This window comes from Streptosporangiales bacterium (assembly GCA_009379825.1).
Lineage (GTDB): Bacteria > Actinomycetota > Actinomycetes > Streptosporangiales > WHST01 > WHST01.
This window is the reverse complement of the sequence record WHTA01000030.1, coordinates 23,026-41,210: the sequence shown is the minus strand read 5'-3', so window position 1 is coordinate 41,210 and position 18,185 is coordinate 23,026. Positions and strand designations below refer to the sequence as shown.

At 70.3% G+C, this 18,185-nt stretch carries 15 protein-coding genes; 8 read left to right on the top strand and 7 right to left on the bottom strand.

The features are described from left to right. Window positions 1–506 precede the first annotated feature (506 nt). The 5 genes from GEV07_16055 to GEV07_16035 all read right to left on the bottom strand — a co-directional run bounded on the left by GEV07_16055 (window position 507) and on the right by GEV07_16035 (window position 5,738). On the bottom strand, window positions 507–1,328 hold the full coding sequence (locus GEV07_16055) for an ABC transporter permease subunit (protein MQA04170.1): 822 nt from the start codon (window positions 1,326–1,328) through the stop codon (window positions 507–509). Then, window positions 1,325–2,110, bottom strand: a complete 786-nt coding sequence (locus tag GEV07_16050) for an ABC transporter permease subunit (GenBank protein ID MQA04169.1) — start codon at window positions 2,108–2,110, stop codon at window positions 1,325–1,327. The genes GEV07_16055 and GEV07_16050 overlap by 4 nt, the downstream gene beginning before the upstream one ends. 38 nt (window positions 2,111–2,148) lie before the next feature. After that, window positions 2,149–2,958 carry an ATP-binding cassette domain-containing protein gene (locus GEV07_16045; protein ID MQA04168.1) on the bottom strand — a complete coding sequence of 270 codons (810 nt, stop codon included), beginning with the start codon at window positions 2,956–2,958 and terminating at the stop codon, window positions 2,149–2,151. Window positions 2,959–3,320: 362 nt separating this feature from the next. Next, window positions 3,321–4,379: a LacI family DNA-binding transcriptional regulator gene (locus GEV07_16040; protein ID MQA04167.1), complete on the bottom strand. Its 1,059-nt coding sequence runs from the start codon at window positions 4,377–4,379 to the stop codon at window positions 3,321–3,323. 120 nt (window positions 4,380–4,499) lie between these two features. Continuing rightward, a complete protein-coding gene (locus tag GEV07_16035) occupies window positions 4,500–5,738 on the bottom strand; it encodes an MFS transporter (protein MQA04166.1) in 1,239 nt (412 codons plus the stop codon). A gap of 24 nt (window positions 5,739–5,762) precedes the next feature. Between GEV07_16035 and GEV07_16030 the strand changes: the two genes are divergently transcribed. The 5 genes from GEV07_16030 to GEV07_16010 are packed head-to-tail and all read left to right on the top strand — an operon-like array spanning window position 5,763 to window position 10,411. Then, the gene (locus tag GEV07_16030; GenBank protein ID MQA04165.1) at window positions 5,763–6,866 is read left to right on the top strand and encodes a C-terminal binding protein; all 1,104 of its coding nucleotides are present in this window, start codon (window positions 5,763–5,765) and stop codon (window positions 6,864–6,866) included. Beyond that, window positions 6,859–7,653 carry a creatininase family protein gene (locus tag GEV07_16025; protein MQA04164.1) on the top strand — a complete coding sequence of 265 codons (795 nt, stop codon included), beginning with the start codon at window positions 6,859–6,861 and terminating at the stop codon, window positions 7,651–7,653. Before GEV07_16030 ends, GEV07_16025 begins: the two co-directional genes overlap by 8 nt. 7 nt (window positions 7,654–7,660) lie before the next feature. Continuing rightward, window positions 7,661–8,707, top strand: coding sequence for a gfo/Idh/MocA family oxidoreductase (locus GEV07_16020; protein MQA04163.1), 1,047 nt, complete (start codon window positions 7,661–7,663; stop codon window positions 8,705–8,707). Next, on the top strand, window positions 8,320–9,087 hold the full coding sequence (locus tag GEV07_16015) for a cupin domain-containing protein (protein MQA04162.1): 768 nt from the start codon (window positions 8,320–8,322) through the stop codon (window positions 9,085–9,087). The genes GEV07_16020 and GEV07_16015 overlap by 388 nt, the downstream gene beginning before the upstream one ends. A 55-nt stretch (window positions 9,088–9,142) precedes the next feature. Next, window positions 9,143–10,411, top strand: a complete 1,269-nt coding sequence (locus GEV07_16010) for an amidase (protein ID MQA04161.1) — start codon at window positions 9,143–9,145, stop codon at window positions 10,409–10,411. Between the two features lie 7 nt (window positions 10,412–10,418). On the opposite strand, the gene GEV07_16005 is transcribed toward GEV07_16010, so the two are convergent. Next, a complete protein-coding gene (locus GEV07_16005; protein MQA04160.1) occupies window positions 10,419–11,576 on the bottom strand; it encodes a DNA polymerase III subunit delta' in 1,158 nt (385 codons plus the stop codon). 411 nt (window positions 11,577–11,987) lie between these two features. Further along, window positions 11,988–14,039 carry a dTMP kinase gene (locus tag GEV07_16000; protein MQA04159.1) on the bottom strand — a complete coding sequence of 684 codons (2,052 nt, stop codon included), beginning with the start codon at window positions 14,037–14,039 and terminating at the stop codon, window positions 11,988–11,990. Window positions 14,040–14,122: 83 nt separating this feature from the next. Here GEV07_16000 and GEV07_15995 point away from each other — a divergent pair, with 83 nt between their 5' ends. The 3 genes from GEV07_15995 (at window position 14,123) to GEV07_15985 (ending at window position 18,183) form a co-directional block, all read left to right on the top strand. Continuing rightward, window positions 14,123–15,034 (top strand): 2-dehydropantoate 2-reductase, encoded by a 912-nt coding sequence (locus GEV07_15995; protein MQA04158.1) that lies wholly within the window; start codon window positions 14,123–14,125, stop codon window positions 15,032–15,034. 196 nt (window positions 15,035–15,230) lie between these two features. Then, a complete protein-coding gene (locus GEV07_15990; protein MQA04157.1) occupies window positions 15,231–16,541 on the top strand; it encodes an extracellular solute-binding protein in 1,311 nt (436 codons plus the stop codon). A gap of 319 nt (window positions 16,542–16,860) precedes the next feature. Next, window positions 16,861–18,183 carry an extracellular solute-binding protein gene (locus GEV07_15985; GenBank protein ID MQA04156.1) on the top strand — a complete coding sequence of 441 codons (1,323 nt, stop codon included), beginning with the start codon at window positions 16,861–16,863 and terminating at the stop codon, window positions 18,181–18,183. Window positions 18,184–18,185: the final 2 nt, after the last annotated feature.

Here is an 18,185-nt window from a genome sequence, read left to right as displayed (position 1 = left end):
TCGTCGAGGATCTCTCTGCCCACGGTGATGTTGCGGTCACCTGGTGGCCCACCGCTGATCCGCTTGCCTTCGAGGTCGTCCTCGCTGACGCCCTTGCGAATCCCGAGGAACCAGGCCTCGGTGTCCTTCTCGACGCCGACGATCTTCAGGTTCACGCTGCCTTCCGCGGTCGCCGGCCAGATGTCGGAGCTCTCGCCCTGTGCCACCCAGACGTCACCGCCGATCAGACCGGCCATGTAGTCGGACGTCGCCACCACATGTGCCTTCTCGCTGAACCCGGCCTTCTCCCAGTACCGCTTCTCGGCTGCCATCCAGCCGATCTGGTTCATGTAGTCCTCGTTGTCCATCGCCATCCGGACCTGGTCCAGCGACAGCTCCCCTTCCTCGTCGGAACCACCACCGCCACACGACGCCCCGAACAGGGCGACCACGAACGCCAATCCGATGACTCTCAGACTCTTGCTCCCGGGCATGTCGACCTACCTAGTCCACTGGTCTTGTATGAGTCACGTCGATCGCCACAACGACGCCTTGCCTTCCAGCCATTGGGTGAGACCAACGACGGCGACGCTGAAGCCGACGAAGATGAACAGCATGAGGTAGACCCGAGCCGAGTCGAAGCTCCTTCCTGCCGTCACCATGATGTAGCCAACCCCGTTTGCCGCGGTGAACAGCTCACCGATGAAGAGGCCGATGAGCCCCCGCGAGACACCCATCCGTATCCCCGTTGCGATGAACGGGACCGTGGCAGGCATCGCCACGTGAGTCAGGACCTGTAACCGATTCGCGCAGAACGAACGGGCGGCACGTAGCAGGCTGCCGTCGACGGTCTTCACGCCGTCCATCACGACAACCACGATTGCCGGGACGGCGCTCAACACGATCAACGTCACGCGCGCCGCGTCGTTGATGCCGACCCACAGCAGGATGAGGGGCATCAGGATCAGTCGCGGCAGCGTGTACAACGCCCACATGTACGGAGCGAGCAACCGGTCGATCACCTGTACGCCACCGATGATCAGCCCGAGAGGCACCGCGGCCACGATGGAGATCGCCATCCCGAACAGGTACAGCTTCAGGCTGATCCAGATGTTCGGGAGCAGGATCCCCTGGCGTTGCATCTCCGGGATCTCGGCGAGCACCGCGCTGAACTTCGGCACCAGCAGGCTCGGCATTCCCGTGACACGTACGAAGACCTCCCATGCGACGCAGAACAACGCGAGGTTCGCGACCGTCAGCAGCACCTTCTGCCTGCGCGTGAACTTGCGCGGGCTCAGCATCTTCGCAGCGCGCGGAACCCGTCGCTCCTCGTTGCGCACGGCCGTCACAGCGACACCTCCTCACGCCACCTGGAGGCGTAAGACTCCAGCCGCTTGGAGATCGTGATGAGCACGACCGCGATCGCGACGAGCACGATGACGAACGCGAACATCCGTGCCGTGTTGAACTGGCGCATCGCGTACATGACCTCGCGACCGAGACCTGTCGTACCCACCGTCATCTCGACGACCAGCACACCGACGAAACCGCGCGAGATGCCGTTGCGTATCCCGGTGGCTATCGAGGGGATCGTGCTCGGCATGATCACCTTGACGAACACGTCGCGGCGGTTGGCGCAGAACGACGCCGCCGCACGAAGCAGCGACTGGTCGATCATCCGCACGCCGTCCTTGCAGTTCAACGCCAACGGGATCGTGACCGCGAGGAACACCATGCCGATCTTCGTCGTGTCACCGAAGCCGAACCACAGGATGACGATGGGCACCAACGCGATGTCCGGCGTGGAGAACAGGCCCCACATGTACGGCGAGGTCGCCAGGTCGACGCGCGGGAGGAGGCCGATGAGCAGTCCGAGCAGGATGCCCGCCACGACACCGAGCAGCAGCCCGACCCCCAACGCGTACATGGTGGAGACGAACGCGCTCTGCAACAGGCCGACCTGCCATACCTCGCCGAGCTGCTCGACGACCCCAGCAGGCCCGGGTAACAGCGTCGGGTTGATGTCGCCGACCGTCACCACCAACTGCCAGGACACAGCGATGGCGACGAGCAGGACGAGGCTGGGCAACCGGACGGCCGCGAGGCGGCGCCAGCTGGCACCGCTCCGCATCGGACGGGCCCGCAACCTTTCCGGCGCCGTGACCACAGCTACACGCCTGCTTCCACCTGAGGGTCGCTGGACGGCGTGTCGTTCCCCAGCAACGACCAGATCCGTTCGCGCAACTTCGTGTACTCGTCGAGGTTCCTGATGTCCCGGCCTCTGGGGCGCCGGATGTCTACCGCCAGCGTTTCCTTGATCCGACCGGGCCGGTCCGTCACGACGGCGATCCGGTCGGCCAGCGTGATCGCCTCGTCCACGCTGTGCGTGATGAACATGACGGCGGGCCCGGCTTTGGCGACGATCTTCGCCAGCTCGTCCTGCATGAGCTCGCGGGTCATCGCGTCGACGGCGGCGAGCGGCTCGTCCATCAACAGGATGCGGGGATCTGTAACAAGCGCCCGCGCCAGGCCGACGCGCTGCCGCATGCCGCCGGACAGCTCACGTGGATACGCGCGCTCGAAGCCGCTGAGGCCGACCATGGAGATGAAGTGAGCGATCTTCTCGGGCGTCGACGCGTCGACACGTCGCTGCATCTCCAGGCCGAAGCGTACGTTCGCCTCTACGGTGCGCCAGGGCATCAAGGCGTAGTCCTGGAACACCACCGCGCGCTCAATGCCGGGGCCGCGGACGGCCTCACCCTCCACGTACACCTCGCCGGCCGCCGGGGACACCAGCCCGGCGACGACGTTCAGCAACGTGCTCTTGCCACAGCCACTCGGCCCGAGGATCGCGAGGAACTCGCCCGCCTGGATGTCGAGGTCGAGATCCTGCAGGGCAACCAGGGTGTCCTTCTCGCGGGCCCGCTCGAACTCGACCGTCACACCCCGCACCCGTACAGCGGGCGGCGTCTCCTGCATGTCGTCCGGCAAGGACCTCACCCCTCCTCCCGGCGGCGTTGCTCGGGATGATGGGCCCCAAAAGGGCAATCGTTTGCATCGGAGTATAGGAACGACCCAGGCAGGTGTAAAGACCGCCGACCGCCACGCGCACCCGCCCCCACCGTGCGCCACCGCGGCCGGCCGGGGCCGAGACGCGTGCGCGCAGGTCAGCCATCCGGGACACGGCCGAGGGCGCGACTCAGTGGCGGGATGATCAAGGCGGAAGTGGGCGGGCTCAGGGGCGGGGTGATCAGGGCGGAAGTGGGCGGGCTCAGGGGCGGGGTGATCAGGGCGGAAGTGGGCGGGCTCAGGGGCGGGGTGAACAGAGCCGAGGCGGCGGCTCAGGGGTGGGGTGGCGCGGTGGACTTGCGGACGACGAGTTCGGGGCGTAGGGAGACCGAGCGGGGTGGGCGGTCTCGGTTCGCAGTCAGTTCGAGGAACAGGTCGGCCGCGGTGACGCCGATGTGGTACTGCGGCACCTGCACGCTGGTCAGCGGCGGTGAGAACTTGTCGCAGAACGGGATGCCGTTGTAGCCGACGATCGACACGTCGGTGGGGATGGACAGGCCGCGGGCGGTCAGCACGTCGTAGCCGCCGAGTGCGATGAGGTCGTTGCCGCACACGACTGCAGTGAACTTTGCGCCCCGGTCGAGCAGCTGCTCGAACGCCGCCACGCTGCGTTCCTCCTGGAACTCCTCGGCGAAGCAGATCCGGCGGTCGTCGAGCTCCAGGTTCTCGTTGTGCAGGGACGACACGAACGCCTGGTACCTGTTCAGGCCCGTCGACAGGGTCCGGGGTCCGCCGACATAGGCGATCTCGCGATGTCCGAGGCGAACCAAGTGGCCGACCGCAGCACCGATGCCCGCGTAGTCGTCCGGGGTCACCGAGGACGCGGACGGTCGCTCGCTTGTCCGGTTCACGAGCACCAGCGGCAGGCCGGTCTCGAGCACCTCGTCGAGCAGCGGGTAGTCGCGGCGTGCCGTCGCGAGGATCAGGCCGTCGACGCGCTGGGCGAGCATGTTGCCCAACAGCTCGCCCTCCTTCTCCTCGTCGTTGTCGGTGTTGGTGATCAACAACGTCCAGCCGGCTTCCCGCAGCCGATCCTCGATCCCCCTGACGATCGGCGGGAACAGCGGGTTCGTCAGGTCGGGGATCAGCATGCCGACGGTGGACGTGCTGCCGACCTTCAGCCCCCGCGCGAGCGGGTTCGGCTGGTAACCCAGCTGCCGGGCGGCCTCGAGCACCCGGCTGACCGTGGCCGGGCTGACCTTGCTCTGCGCGTCCGGGTTCAGCGCGCGCGACACCGTGGACGGGTGCACGGCAGCCAGCGTGGCGACGTCGATGATGGTCGGCTTGCCGCGGCGGCGGCTCGCGTCGACCGGCGTCTGGCGGCGCGTCATGGACCTGTCTCCCGGGTGGGACGGCGCAGCCGTCGCACGAGTGCAGCGGACACAGCCGTGGGTCACGGTCGTGTCACGAGCTGAGAGTACGGCCGCTGCAACAGAACTGCAATCGTTTGATCAGCTCTCCGCCTGCCGGGTCCTCACCTGCTGCAGCCCCGCCGCAGCGGCGACGGCGACCGCTGCGGGCAGCGCGGCCACGACGAGCACGGCGACCGCCTGCCCGTGGACGCTGTAGAGCCAGCCGCCGAGTACCGGGCCGATGATCATCCCGATGTCGCCGAAGAACCGGAAGCTACCCAGCCTGCGCCCGACGGCGCCGTAGCGGCTGCGGTCGGCGAGGATCGTCGCGGCCACCGAGACCCCGAACGAGCCCACCGACATCAGCGCGATGCCGGCCAGCCACATCACCACAGACTCGGGTACGGCGACGAGGGCGATGCCCACCGCCATCGTCGCCAGGCCGGGGATGAGGGCCATCTTGCGGCCGAACCGATCGCTCACGTAGCCGCCTATCAGGGTGCCCACCAGGCGACAGACCCCGCCCACGCCGAGCGCAAGCCCGACCACCCCGGCGCTCAGCCGCAGCGACTCAGCACCGATGATCGGCACCAGCGTCTGCGGCATCGCCGCGAGCATGAAGAAGACCACGAACGGCACCGCGTAGAGGATTAGCAGCTGCACGAACGGGATCGGCGTGCCGCCGCCCGTCGCGGACTGTCGCGCCTCCCGCCGCACCGCACGCTGGCTGGCCGACCGCACGTTGACGACCACGAACGCGAGCACCCCGAGCACGCCGAGCGCGCCGGCAACGCCCTGCGCCACCCGCCAGGACGAATCACCCGCAACCAGGGCACCGCCGAGCACCGGACCGAACGACTGACCGCACAGCAGGCAGGCGGAGAAGATCGCGAGCGCCCGCCCGCGGCGCTCGCTCGGCACCCCGGAGAAGGTCGTCATACCTGCGGTGTTGGACAGCGCGGACCCCGTCCCGAGCACGAACGCCGCGACGTAGGCCTGCGCGCCCTGCCCAGCGGTGGCCAGTAGCCCACAACCAGTCGTTACCAGCCCGCACGCGAGCGCGAACGCGGTGGCCGCAGACACCTTGCCCGCAAGCACGCCGGCGGGCAGGTCGGCCGCGAGCCTGCCGACGCCGAAGGCCATGGTGAGCAGGCCGAGCTCGGTCGCGGACAGCGACAGCGTGGTGCCGATCGCGGGCAGCAGCGGGATGCGGGAGAACGCCATCACGGAGACGAGGAACACCCCGACACCGGCGGCGACCAGCGACGGAGTGGCGTAGCGGGTCCAGGACCGCCAAACGTTTGGAGGCACTCGTCCCACCCGCCACCGCTTCGGCATCAGGTCGAGGATAGCGCCCGCGACATGCGGCGCCAGCTATCGAGCGACCGCCGGACATTGACAGCCACGACGGCTGGTCTTACCGTGACTGCAAATTCATGCAGTCGTTTGCATCGCATCGGAGGCCCGATGCCCACGACCCGGCGGAACGCGGCGCAACCACTGGTCGCCGTACTCGGCACCCGGTACGCCGACTTTGCCATCGAGGAGGAGCTGTTCCACCCGTTCGGGGCCCGGCTGGTCACCGATCCAGGTAGCAGCAGCGACCGGATCGTCGCGGCTGCCCGCGACGCGGCGGTGATCCTCGTCGGGTCACTGCCCAAGCTGGACGCCGACGTGCTGGCAGAGCTCAACTGCCGCGGTGTGGTCCGCAGCGGGATCGGCACCGACAACATCGACCTGGCGGCCGCGGAGCGGCTGGGCATCGCGGTCGCGCGCGTGGCCGACTACGGCACCGAGGCGGTGGCCTTCCACGCGGTGAGCCTCGCCACCGCCGCGCTGCGCCGACTCGTCGAGGCCGACCGCGTGGTGCGCGGCGGGAGCTGGGGGGTGTCGTCGTTGCGTCCGCTGCACCTGCCGAGCGCCATGACCGCGGGTGTGGTCGGCTACGGCCGGATCGGTACCCAGACGGCGCGGAACTTCGCCGGGCTCGGCTTCACCGTGCAGGCGTACGACGAGTACGTACCGGTGCGCGGCGTCCGGGCGGTGGGCCTCGACCAGCTACTCGCCACCAGCGACGTGGTGTCGCTGCACGTGCCAGGCGAGCCGACAGGCGCCCCGTTGCTCGGGTCCGCTGAGCTCGCCGGGATGAAGTACGGGTCCGTGCTCGTGAACACCGCGCGTGGCTCGCTCGTCGACACCGACGCACTCACCGCGGGCCTGCGCGCGGGGCGTCCGGCGTTCGCCGCGCTCGACGTCTTCCCCACCGAGCCGCCGGACCTGGCGCCGTTCGCCGACGTGGCCGATCGGCTGATCACCACGCCGCACATGGCCTGGTACACCGAGGAGTCCGAGGCGGACCTGCGACGCAAGGCGGCGCAGGAGGCCCTGCGCATGCTGCGCGGCGAACCCTTGCGCGAGCCGGTCGTCGAGCCAGCTCCGGCCGGGCGAGGAGGGGCCGATGCCTGACCAGCACGACGAGCTGGCGTCGGCAGGCAGGCGGCTCGTGGAGCTCACCTCGCCGGAGACCGAGGCGCTCGTACGGCGCAGCGGCACCGCGGTCGTCGGGCTCGGCAGCGTCGAACAGCACGGCCCACACCTGCCCAACGGCACCGACATCATGGCCGCCAACCTCGTCGCGGACGCGGTGGCCGAACGCCTCGACGCACTGCGGGTACCGTTCGCGCCGTACGGGGTGACGCCGCTGCACGCCGGCTGGCCGGGCACCATCAGCCTCCGCCAAGAGACGTTCGACGCACTGCTCACCGACATCTGCCGCGAGCTGATCGGCCACGGCGTGCACACGGTCGTGTTGGTCAACTGGCACGAGGGCAACATCCCGTCGATGAACGCCGTCGCCATCAGGTTGCAGGCGGAGCACGACACCACGTTCGTCGCCGTCCAGGCGTGTTACGTGGCACAGCGCATCTACCGCGAGCTCGGCGGCGAGCTGACCCATGGCGGCGGCATCGAGACACTCGCCGTGCTCGCACACGACCCCGCGCTGGCGAAGGTCGACCGGGCGGGCCAACCGTCCCGGCCGCCGGGCGCGGCCGAGCTCGACCAGATGCGTCGTTCGCACGAGGTCTACGGGTTCGTCACCGACGTCGCCGAGCTCACCGAAGCCGGTTGGTACGGCAACCCCGACTGGGCGGACGCGGGGTTGGCGAAGAGCTTCGCCGGCACGGTCGCCGCGGAGGTGGTGAGCCAGGTGCAAGCAGTCGTACGTGCCAGGCAGGGTACGGAGCAGAAGTGAGGCAGCGATGGACAACCGGGTGCGGCTAGCCCCTGTGGGGCTCGGGCGATGGGCGCGGGTGCTGGCGCGCGGCGCGCAACGCGGGGACGTCGTCGAGCTGGCGAGTTGCTTCAGCCGCGACGAAGAGCGTAGGGCGGCGTTCCAACAGGACTTCGGCATCCCACGCTCCGCCGCTTCGTACGAGGAGCTGCTCGCCGACCCCGAGATCGAGGGCGTCATCATCACCACGCCGAACGACACCCACCGCGACGTGTGCGTGCAGGCGCTGGAGGCGGGCAAGGCCGTGTACACGGACAAGCCGATCGCGCACACCCTCGAGCACGCGAACGCGATCGCGGCGGCCGTCGAAGCCACCGGCAAGGTGTTCGCCGTCGGGCACAGCGCCCGCCGGCTCGCCGGCCACCGCGAGATGGCCCGCTGGGTAGCCGACGGCCGGCTCGGTGACGTCTCGCTGACGGAGGCGAACTTCTCCAACGAACGCGGGCTCGAGCTCACGCCGAAGACGTGGCGCTACTTCGCGGCGAAGAGCCCGGGCGGCGCGTTCATCCAACTCGGCGTGCACCACGCGGACACCCTGCAGGCGATGCTCGGCCCGGTGAAGAGCGTCACCGCACAGGTGCGCAGGCTCTACACCGCGGCCGAGGTGCCGGACGCGGTGATGGCGATCTGCGAGTTCGAGTCCGGCGCGCTCGGCTACCTGGGCACCGGGTGGGCGTCGCCGGGCATCTACCGGATGAGCGTGCTCGGCACGAAGGCCGCGCTCAACTACGACCTCGACTTCACCAAGTGGGACGAGTCGCACCAGGCCGACGACTGGGCGCAGCTCGAGGCGCAGTTCTACGGCGAGTCGGAGCGCACCGCACTCACGCCGCCGCGTACGGACATGTTCAGGGAGCAGCTGGACGAGTTCGCGCTGGCGATCCGCGGGCAGGCGAAGGTGGAGGTCGGCGCCGCCGAGGCGACCCGTGCCCTGGCCGTGGTGCACGCGGCGCTGCTGTCGTCAGAACGCGGTGGCACCGCCGTCACGCTGCAGGAGGTCATCGAGTCGGCATAGGAGTCACGTTGCCTGTCGTTTCCAGTGATTCGCTGCGGTTCGCCGAGCTGCCAGGGCGGAAGTCCGCGGACCCGCTGCCGGCCGGTACCGACGACGCCGGCAGCGTCCGCATTGTGCGGATAGCGCCCGGTGCCGTACGCACCCCGCACCGCCATCCCCGCAGCGCGGAGGTCATCTGGGTCGCCGCGGGGGCCGGCCACGCGTGGGAGGACGGCGTGACCACCCCCGTCACGGCCGGCGACCTGGTGGTCGTCGCGACCGGCGTGCCGCACGCCACGCTGCCGGGACCGGCCGGGCTGACCCTGGTCTGCTTCTTCCCCGACCCCGACCTGGCGACCAACAGGGAGGAGCTCGACCACCCGATCCTGCACGCACCCTGACCGCGAGCATGGAGACCGCAGTCACGGTACGGACGGGATGTGGCACGGTGTGCGTATGGCGTCGAACGAGCTGACCCTCACCGAAATCGCGCGCCGGATCGACGCCGGCGAGCTCCGCCCGACCGAACTCCTCGACGACTGCCTCGCCCGGATCGCCGAGCGCGAACCCGACGTGCACGCGTGGGAGTACCTCGACGACGGTCCAGCCAAGCAGCAGGCGGCCGCCTGCGACGGTGCGCCGCCGACCGGCCCGCTGCACGGGGTGCCGCTCGCGGTGAAGGACATCATCGACGTCGCCGGGCTGCCGACCAGGTGCGGCACCCCGGTACGCGCCGACCGGGTCGCCACCGCCGACGCGTGGTGCGTGCAACGGCTGCGCGACGCGGGCGCGGTGGTGCTCGGCAAGACCGTCACGACCGAGTTCGCGTACTTCTCGCCGGGCAAGACGCACAACCCGCACGTCCACGGCCACACGCCGGGCGGCTCGTCCAGCGGCTCCGCGGCCGCGGTGGCCGCCGGCATGGCGCCGTGCGCGTTCGGCACCCAGACCGCGGGCTCGGTGATCCGGCCGGCGTCGTTCTGCGGCGTCGCGGGGTTCGTCCCCACGTTCGGGCGGATCCCCTTGACCGGTGTGCAGCACCTGGCACCTGAGCTGGACCGGCTCGGCTTCTTCGCGCCCGCGGCCGCCGACCTGCACCTGCTGTACCGGGCGCTTGTCGACGGCGTCGGCCCGCTGCAGGCCAGGCCGCCCGCGCGGGTGCTGCTCACCGACGGCTCCGCGCTCGCCGACGTCCACCCGGCGATGCGCGACGCACTGCGCCGGGTGGCGGACGTGCTGACCGAGCAGGGCGTGCCGGTCGAGCCGCTGGACGAGCACGAGCTGGAACGCCGCTGCGTCACCGCCCAGCAACTGGTGATGGCGTACGACGCGGCGCAGACGCTGGCCGGGGAGGTCGCCGAGCACCGTGCGCAGCTCAGCGACGCCCTGCTCGAGCTCGTCGAGCGCGGCGCCGCCATGCCGGAGGCCGACTACCGCGGCGCACTCGAGGTGGCGGCGGCCGCACGGGACGAGCTGGACGGCCGGCTGGTGCACGACACGGTCGTGCTCGCGCCGGCCGCACCCGGGCCGGCGCCGGCCGGGCTGGCCAGCACCGGCGACCCGATCATGAACCGGCCCTGGCACCTGCTCGGGATGCCGGAGGCGACGCTGCCGGCGGGCACCGTCGACGGGCTCCCTCTCGGCGTCCAGCTCGTCGCGGCACACGGTGCCGACGAGACGCTGCTCGCCACCGTCGCCTGGCTCGGCGAACAGCTCGGCAGCTGACCCGCGGCTAGGCCGTCCGCAGTGCCATGGTCAGCGACTCGATCGCCAGCAGCGGGTTGACGTTGCCGTCGATGCGTTCACGGCAGTGCATGATGGCTTCCAGCCGGCGCAGCGTGGCCGCCTGGGTGGACGACTCGGCGACGGAGCGTACGGCGTCGCGGATGTCCTCGTTGCTCAGCCCGACGTCCGCGCCCAGCTGCAGGATCAGCACGTCCCGGTAGAACGACACCAGGTCGAGCAGCGCGCGGTCGAGGCTGTCGCGCTTCACCCGGGTCGCGCGGGACTTCTGCTGCCGCTCCAGGTCGTTCAGCACGCCCTTGCTGCCGCGGGGCATCGCGCGGCCCTCGGTGCCCTCGCCGAGCGCCCTGCGTAGCGCCGCCGTCTCCGGCGCGTCCAGCTCCTCCGCCGTGACGGTGGCGTCGTCCTGCGCCGCGGTGACCAGGCTGGCGGCGGCCGTCAGGCTGCTGGCGACCTCGTCCAGCGAAAGCGGCAGCCGCAGCACGTCGGTACGCCGGTTCCTGGCCCGCTCGTCGGTCGCGAGCCGCCTGGCCCGGCCGACGTGGCCCTGCGCGACGCGGGCGGCGAACGCCGCCATCTCGCGGTCGACGCCGTCGCGGCGGACCAGCACCTCGGCCACCGCGGCGGCCGACGGGCTTCGCAGGGTGACCAGCCGGCACCGCGACCTGATCGTCACGACCAGGTCGTCGGGAGCGGGCGTACACAGCAGCCAGACGGTACGCGCCGCCGGCTCCTCGATCGCCTTGAGCAGCGCGTTCGCGGCCTGCTCGGTCATCCGGTCGGCGTCCTCGAACAACACCACCTGCCACCGGCGGCCGGACGGCGACATGGCCGCACGGTGGACGAGCTGACGCGCCTCGGCCACGGAGAACGAGAGCCCCTCCGGCCGTACCACCTCGACGTCGGCGTGCGTGCCGGTATGAACCGTACGGCAGGCTTCGCAGCTGCTGCAGCCGCCGCGGTCGCACTGCAGCGCGGCGGCGAACGCCCGTGCCGCCGTCGACCGGCCGGACCCCGGCGGTCCGGTGAACAGCCACGCGTGCGTCATGCCCCGGTTGTCGTCGCCGGCGAGCACGTCGGTGGCCGCGGCGACCGCGGCGCGCAGCTCCTCGACGGCGGGCTCTTGCCCGACGAGGTCGTCGAACACCCCGTGGTGCGCGGTCTCCGTGGCAGGCACCCGATCAGCGTAGCTGCGACCACCGTCACCGCCGACGATGGTCCATCCTCAGTCGCCGGCGGCGGTGCGGCCCGCACGGCCGGCGACGATGGCGAGCGCCGTCCGGCCGGCGCGGTCCACGGCCGACTCCACCGCGTCCTCGCCGCTACCGAAGAGACCGACCTGGAGCATGGCGGCGTGCCCGTGCGGCGACGGCCAACGCCTCCGCGGCCGCCTGGAACGCGTCCTTCGCGCCGGTTCTTCCCGTGCGCACGATGCTGCCCGCCGTACGCCCGAGCGGCGCCCGCTTGGTCGCGATGCCGACCTCGCCGACCCCCACGCCGAGCTCTTTCAACGCCGCGGTCGGAGCGACTGGGTGCGCGACCGGGTCGGGGTGCGCGGCTAGCTGGTGGGGACGGAGTGTGCGGTACCGGCGCGTGCCAGCAGCGGGCCCAGGCGGGTGCGGATCTGCTCGGCGACCTGCTCGGGTGGGTGGGTGGCGTCCACCACCAGGTACCTGTCCGGATCGCGGCCGGCGAGGTCGAGGAAGCTGCGGCGCACCCGCTCGTGGAAGTCGAGCGACTCCTGCTCCAGGCGGTCGGCGGCGGCCGTACGGCGGGACGCCGCGACGTCCGGGGGCAGGTCGAGCACGACGGTGAGGTCGGGCACCAGGCCGCCGGTCGCCCAGGTGGACAGGCGGCCGATGTCCTCCTCCGCCAGCTCCCGGCCGGCGCCCTGGTAGGCGCGGGAGGAGTCCGCGTACCTGTCCGTCACCACGACGGCGCCGCGCGCCAGCGCGGGCCGGATCACCTCGGCTACGTGCTGCGCGCGGTCGGCCGCGTAGAGCATGGCCTCCGCGCGTGCGTCCAGGCCGCCGTTACCCGGGTCGAGCAGCATCGCACGCAGCTGCGCGCCGATCGGCGTGTTGCCCGGCTCCCTGGTGGCGACGACCTGCTGGCCCTGGTCCTCCAGCCACCGGGTCAGCAGCTGCACCTGGGTCGACTTCCCCGCGCCGTCGCCGCCCTCGAACGCGACGAACACACCGGTACGCGGCGCGCCCTGCGGCCCGGTCAGCTTGCCGCGCAACGCGTCGGCGAGCTCACGCAGCACCGGCACCCCGGTCCGGTCATCCATCTGTCGAAACGACACGATCCCCATCACCAGCATCAGCACAGCAGCCAACAGGATGACCGCATGTGACCCGTCGAAGTGCAGCAGGAAGTCGAACGGACGCAGCTCGTGCGTCCCGATCGCACCGGCGATCAGCGGCGCGACGGCGAGCACGGCGATGAGCACTATGCGGACCATCATCTGCAGGAACGCGAACGTACGCCCGCGCACGGCGTCGTCGACCTCCAGGCCGATCAGGGTATAGCCGATCACCCAGGCCATCCCGGCGAACGAGCCGACGACGAGGGTGAGCAGCAGCACGAGCACCAGGTTCTCGATCAGCCCGATGCCGAGCAGCCCGACGCCGGCACCGGCCAGGCACAGCCCAAACAGCCGCCGCCGGCTGAACCCGCGCAGCAGCCGCGGCCCGGTGAACATGCCGACCGCCATGCCGACGAACACCGCCCCGAACAGCACGCCATACCCTGCGTCACCGGCGTACATGGACGCCACGAAGACCCGGCCCACGGCGATCACCGCGCCGCCGGCGGCGAACGCGCCGAGCATGCCGAAGATCAGCCCGCGCACCATCCGGGTGCGCCCGACGAACGCCCAGCCCTCGGCGATCTGCCGGAACACTCCGGGCTTCATGCTGCCGTCGGACGCGCCGCCTGGCGCAGGTATCCCCTTCAGCCGCAGCACGGTGTACGCGGCGAACAGGAACGTCACCGCGTTCACGTACATCGCCATGTGCAGCGGGTAGTCCTTGAAGAACTCCACCCAGGTGCGGCCGAGCAGGCTGCTCACCGTGGCCAGCAGGGTGAAGATGCCGGCGGCGATCGGCGCGGTGCCGTACGTCGTGACCAGGCCGAGCTGGTTCGCCGCCTCCAGCCGGCTGCGGGGCACGATGTTCGGGACGGTGGCCTCCTTCGCCGGCGTCCAGAAGATCGAGGCGCACTCGGTGACGAGGGTCGCGACGAACAGCCACCACCAGGTGTTGACCAGCGGGATCGACGCGTACATGCCGAACCGCACCACGTCCGAGACGACCATGGTGATCCGCCGGTCGAACCTGTCCGCCAGCGCCCCTGCGACCGGGCCGAGCAGCAGCGAGGGCAGCATGCGCAGGATCAGCACGCCGCCCACGGCGAAGTTGGCGAGCGCGTAGTTCTCGCCGCCGTACCTGGCGGCGAGCGCGGTGACGGCGAGGAACCCCAGCCAGTCGCCGAGGCTGGACAGCCCCAGCGCTACCCACAGCCGGCGGAACGGCGTGATGCGCAGCAGCCCACGCAGGTCGTGCGCGGCGATGACCCCCGCGCTCGGCCCGGCCGCTGTCTCGCTCATCCGGTCAGCGTATATACCGCCGGCCACGGGCCCACTACGTCTGGCGGCCGGCGGTGACCTCACCGTGTCGTACGGTTGCCGCCATGGACGCGACGACGGGTGGCGGCCGGGAGCCGGTCGCCGTCATCGGGCTGGGCGCCGTGGGAACGGTGCTGGCCGCCGAGCTCGCCGCGGCCGGCCATCCGGTGCTCGCCTGCGGCCGGCAGGCCGTCCACACCGTGGCCGTGACCGAGAGGGACGACACCCGCAGGTTCCCCGTCCAGTGCGTCACCGACCCCGCGAGCACCGGTCAGGTGCCGTGGGTGGTGCTGGCCACGAAGATGCACCAGACGTCGGCCGCGGCCGACTGGCTGCGGGCCACCACCGGCCCGGAGACCCACGTGATCGTCGCGCAGAACGGCGTCGACCAGCGGGAACGGGTGGCGCCCCTGGTCGGGCCCGCCACGGTGGTCCCCGCGCTGGTCTACCTCAACGCCGAGCGCACCGGCCCTGGTGAGGTGCGGGCCAGGCGCAGCCGCGGCCGCAACCTCGTGCTGCCGGACGACGCCGGCGGCCGGGCCGTCGCCGCGCTGTGCCGCGACACGTCGCTACGGCCGGAGCTCGCGCCGGACTTCCACACGGCCGCCTGGCGCAAGCTGCTCGCCAACGTCGCGGCGAACCCCATCACGGCGCTCACCGGGCGCCGGGTGGAGGTGCTCACCGAGCCGGCCGTCGCGGAGCTCGCGACCGCCGTGCTGTGCGAGACGGTCGCCGTCGGCCGCGCGGTCGGGGCCGACCTGACCCCTGAGCACGCCGCCGAGACACTGCGCTGGCTGCAGGGCCTGACCAGCGGCTCCACCACGTCCATGCTGCAGGACCGGCAGGCCGGGCGGCCGCTGGAGTACGACGGGCTGACCGGCATCGTCGTCCGCCTCGGCGACGAGCACGGGGTGCCGGTCAACGCCGACCGGGCCCTGCTCGCGCTGCTGTCCGCGCTTCCGCGGGCCGGTAGCTGACCCCGCATCGCCGCTGGCGAGGCCACGGAGGGCCGCCATGTCATGACGTAATGACTGCAACCGGCCGGTCGGGTGGTCGGGCCAGGTCACCGGGCACATACCATGGGCCGCTGGCGGGGGAATCGCGACCGAGCGAAGGAGCATCAGCACCGTGAAGCGGACCGTTCTCGCCGTCGCGGGCATCGCGGCAGCGTCCATGGCGCTGGCGTCCGCCTGTGCGCCAGGGTCGAATACGGAACAGCCCAAGGACAAGCCGAAGTCATCCATCTCGACCGACGTCGCCAAGGCCGGCGACGTCACGCTGACGGTCTGGGACCAGGAGGTCCGCGGCAGCCAGAACAAGGCGATGACGAAGCTGAACGAGGAGTTCCAGGAGAAGTACCCGAACGTCAAGATCAAGCGGGTCTCCAAGGAGTTCGGCAACCTCAAGGACACCCTGAAGCTCGCGCTGAGCGGCAAGAAGCCGCCGGACGTCGTGCAGGCCAACCAGGGCTACGGCGACATGGGCGCGTTCGTCGAGGCCGGCTACCTGGCGCCGCTGGACAGCTACGCGGACGTCTACGACTGGCGCGACAGGTACTCCAAGACGCTGCTCGAGCTGAACAGCTTCAGCGAGGACGGCAAGAACTTCGGCAAGGGCAACCTGTACGGCGTCAGCCAGACCGGCGAGATCGTCGGCCTCTTCTACAACAAGAAGAAGCTCGACCAGCTGGGCCTGGAGGAGCCGAAGACCTGGGCCGACTTCACCGCCCAGCTGAAGACCATCAAGAGCAAGGGCGAGCAGCCAATCGTCTTCGGCAACAAGGACCAGTACCCGGCGATCCACACCTACGGCATGCTGCAGAACCGCAGCAGCAGCAAGCAGGACGTGGTGGACACCGTCTTCAGCCGCGGGGACAAGAGCTGGGACACGCCGGCCAACGAGAAGGCCGCCGCGACCATGCAGGACTGGGCGAAGAAGGGCTACCTGAGCAAGGGCGCGAACGGGTACGGCTACGACCAGGCCGCCGCCGACTTCGGCAAGGGCAAGGGCGTCTACCTGAACACCGGCACCTGGCTCGCCGGCGACCTGATGGACTCGATGGGAAAGAACGTCGGCTTCATGGCACCGCCGGCCGCCGCCGGGGGCGACCCGTACACCACCGGTGGGCAGGGCCTGTCCTGGTCGATCACGGGGAAGTCGAAGAACCAGGACGTGGCAGCCGCGTACCTGGACTTCATCACCAACTCGCACGCGGCCGACGTGGTGACGGAGTCCGGCGGCCTGCCGGCCATGCCGCCGAAGTCCGCGGAGCCGGAGTCGGGCACCGCGCTGGCACAGATCTTCAGCGAGTGGGAGTCGCTCAACGAGTCGAACAACCTGGTGCCGTACCTCGACTACACGACGCCGGACTTCTACGACACGATGGCCGCCGAGCTGCAGAAACTGGTCGGTTCGCAGACCACGCCGAAGTCGTGCGTGCAGACCATCGACGAGGACTACGCCAAGTTCCAGGAGAGCAAGTAGGCAACCCGATGAGCAACGGCCCGGCGACGCGCTACCTGGTGCGTCGCCGGGCCGTTGCGCTTCCCAGCGTGACCTCGTCGTCACGGCGAGGCAGCACCGACGGCGCCAGCGGCCGCCGGTTGGGGTTCATCAGGCGCGATACCCTACGCTGGCGAGCGTTACCAGCTACCCGCGCTGACCGGCGGGACCGGATCCGGCGTGAACATCGACCTCCCCGCGAGCCGTCGAGCAGGACCGTCGAAGGAGTCTCGTCGTGGTTCGGATAGTCAGAACGACATCTGGCCACCCCCGACGCCTCCTCGCGGCCGTCGCGGGCGTCATGGCCGTCGTCCTCGCCGCGTCGTGCACGCCCGGCGGGTCCAGTGGCAACGACCCCACTCGGCAGCCGAAGTCCAGGGTCTCCACCGACCCGTCGAAGATGGGCAAGGTCACCCTCGAGGTCTGGGACCAGGAGGTCAGGGGCAGCCAGAACGAGGCGATGACCAAGCTCAACGCTGAGTTCGAGGAGAAGTACCCGAACGTCGAGATCAAGCGGGTGGCGAAGGAGTTCACCGACCTCAAGAACACCCTCAAGCTGGCGCTAACCGGCGGCAACCCGCCCGACGTGATCCAGGCCAACCAGGGCTATCCGGACATGGGCATCTTCGTCGACGCCGGCATGCTGCAGCCGCTCGACCCGTACGCGGAGGCGTACGACTGGCGGAAGAAGTACTCGAAGACGTTGCTCGGCATGAACAGCTTCACCCCGAACGGCCAGACGTTCGGCAAGGGCAACCTCTACGGCGTCAGCCAGACCGGCGAGATCGTCGGCATCTACTACAACAAGGAGAAGCTGGCCGAGCTCGGCGACGTGCCGAAAACGTGGGGCGAGTTCACCAGCCTGGTGAAGAAGGCCAAGGCCGCCGGTGAGCTGCCGATCGCGTTCGGGAACAAGGACCAGTTCCCCGCGATCCACACATACGGGATGTTCCAGAACCGCAGTACGAGCAAGCAGGACGTGGTCGACACCGTCTTCACCAAGCCAGGCAAGAAGTGGGACACCGGCGCCAACGCCAAGGCGGCCGCGACCATGCAGGACTGGGCGGAGAAGGCCTACTTCAGCCCCGGCGCGAACGGGCTGAGCTACGACCAGGCCGCCGCCGACTTCGCCAAGGGCAAGGGCGTCTTCCTGCTCACCGGCACCTGGATCACCGCCGACCTGGCGAAGGTGATGGGCAAGAACCTCGGGTTCATGCCGCCACCGCCCGTGCAGGCGGGCGACCCGCCGTTCACCACCGGCGGCCAGGGGCTGTCGTGGGCGATCACGTCGCGGGCGGAGCACTCGGACGCCGCCGGCGCGTACATCGACTTCATCACCAGCCACCATGCGGCCGACGTGGTCACGAAGGCCGGCGGGCTGCCGGCGATGGAGCCGGCCTCGGCGAAGCCGGAGTCCGGCACCGCGCTTGAGCAGATCTTCTCCAGCTGGCGCGAGCTCAACGAGACCAACAGCCTGGTGCCGTACCTCGACTACACCACGCCCGGGTTCTACGACACCATGACGGTGCAGCTGCAGGAGCTGCTCGGCGGCCGCACCTCGGCACAGGTATGTACCGCCGAGATCCAGAAGGACTACGGCGAGTTCCAGAAGAGCAAGAAGTAGCG

Excerpts from the sequence above, each read along its gene's own strand:
- GEV07_16025 (MQA04164.1), top strand. The coding sequence starts at position 6,859 with ATGCCTGACCAGCACGACGAGCTGGCGTCGGCAGGCAGGCGGCTCGTG.
- GEV07_16020 (MQA04163.1), top strand. The coding sequence starts at position 7,661 with ATGGACAACCGGGTGCGGCTAGCCCCTGTGGGGCTCGGGCGATGGGCG.
- GEV07_16030 (MQA04165.1), top strand. The coding sequence starts at position 5,763 with ATGCGGCGCCAGCTATCGAGCGACCGCCGGACATTGACAGCCACGACG.
- GEV07_16035 (MQA04166.1), bottom strand. The coding sequence starts at position 5,738 with ATGCCGAAGCGGTGGCGGGTGGGACGAGTGCCTCCAAACGTTTGGCGG.
- GEV07_16045 (MQA04168.1), bottom strand. The coding sequence starts at position 2,958 with ATGCAGGAGACGCCGCCCGCTGTACGGGTGCGGGGTGTGACGGTCGAG.
- GEV07_16000 (MQA04159.1), bottom strand. The coding sequence starts at position 14,039 with ATGAGCGAGACAGCGGCCGGGCCGAGCGCGGGGGTCATCGCCGCGCAC.
- GEV07_16040 (MQA04167.1), bottom strand. The coding sequence starts at position 4,379 with ATGACGCGCCGCCAGACGCCGGTCGACGCGAGCCGCCGCCGCGGCAAG.
- GEV07_15985 (MQA04156.1), top strand. The coding sequence starts at position 16,861 with ATGGCCGTCGTCCTCGCCGCGTCGTGCACGCCCGGCGGGTCCAGTGGC.
- GEV07_16010 (MQA04161.1), top strand. The coding sequence starts at position 9,143 with ATGGCGTCGAACGAGCTGACCCTCACCGAAATCGCGCGCCGGATCGAC.
- GEV07_15995 (MQA04158.1), top strand. The coding sequence starts at position 14,123 with ATGGACGCGACGACGGGTGGCGGCCGGGAGCCGGTCGCCGTCATCGGG.
- GEV07_15990 (MQA04157.1), top strand. The coding sequence starts at position 15,231 with ATGGCGCTGGCGTCCGCCTGTGCGCCAGGGTCGAATACGGAACAGCCC.
- GEV07_16050 (MQA04169.1), bottom strand. The coding sequence starts at position 2,110 with ATGCGGAGCGGTGCCAGCTGGCGCCGCCTCGCGGCCGTCCGGTTGCCC.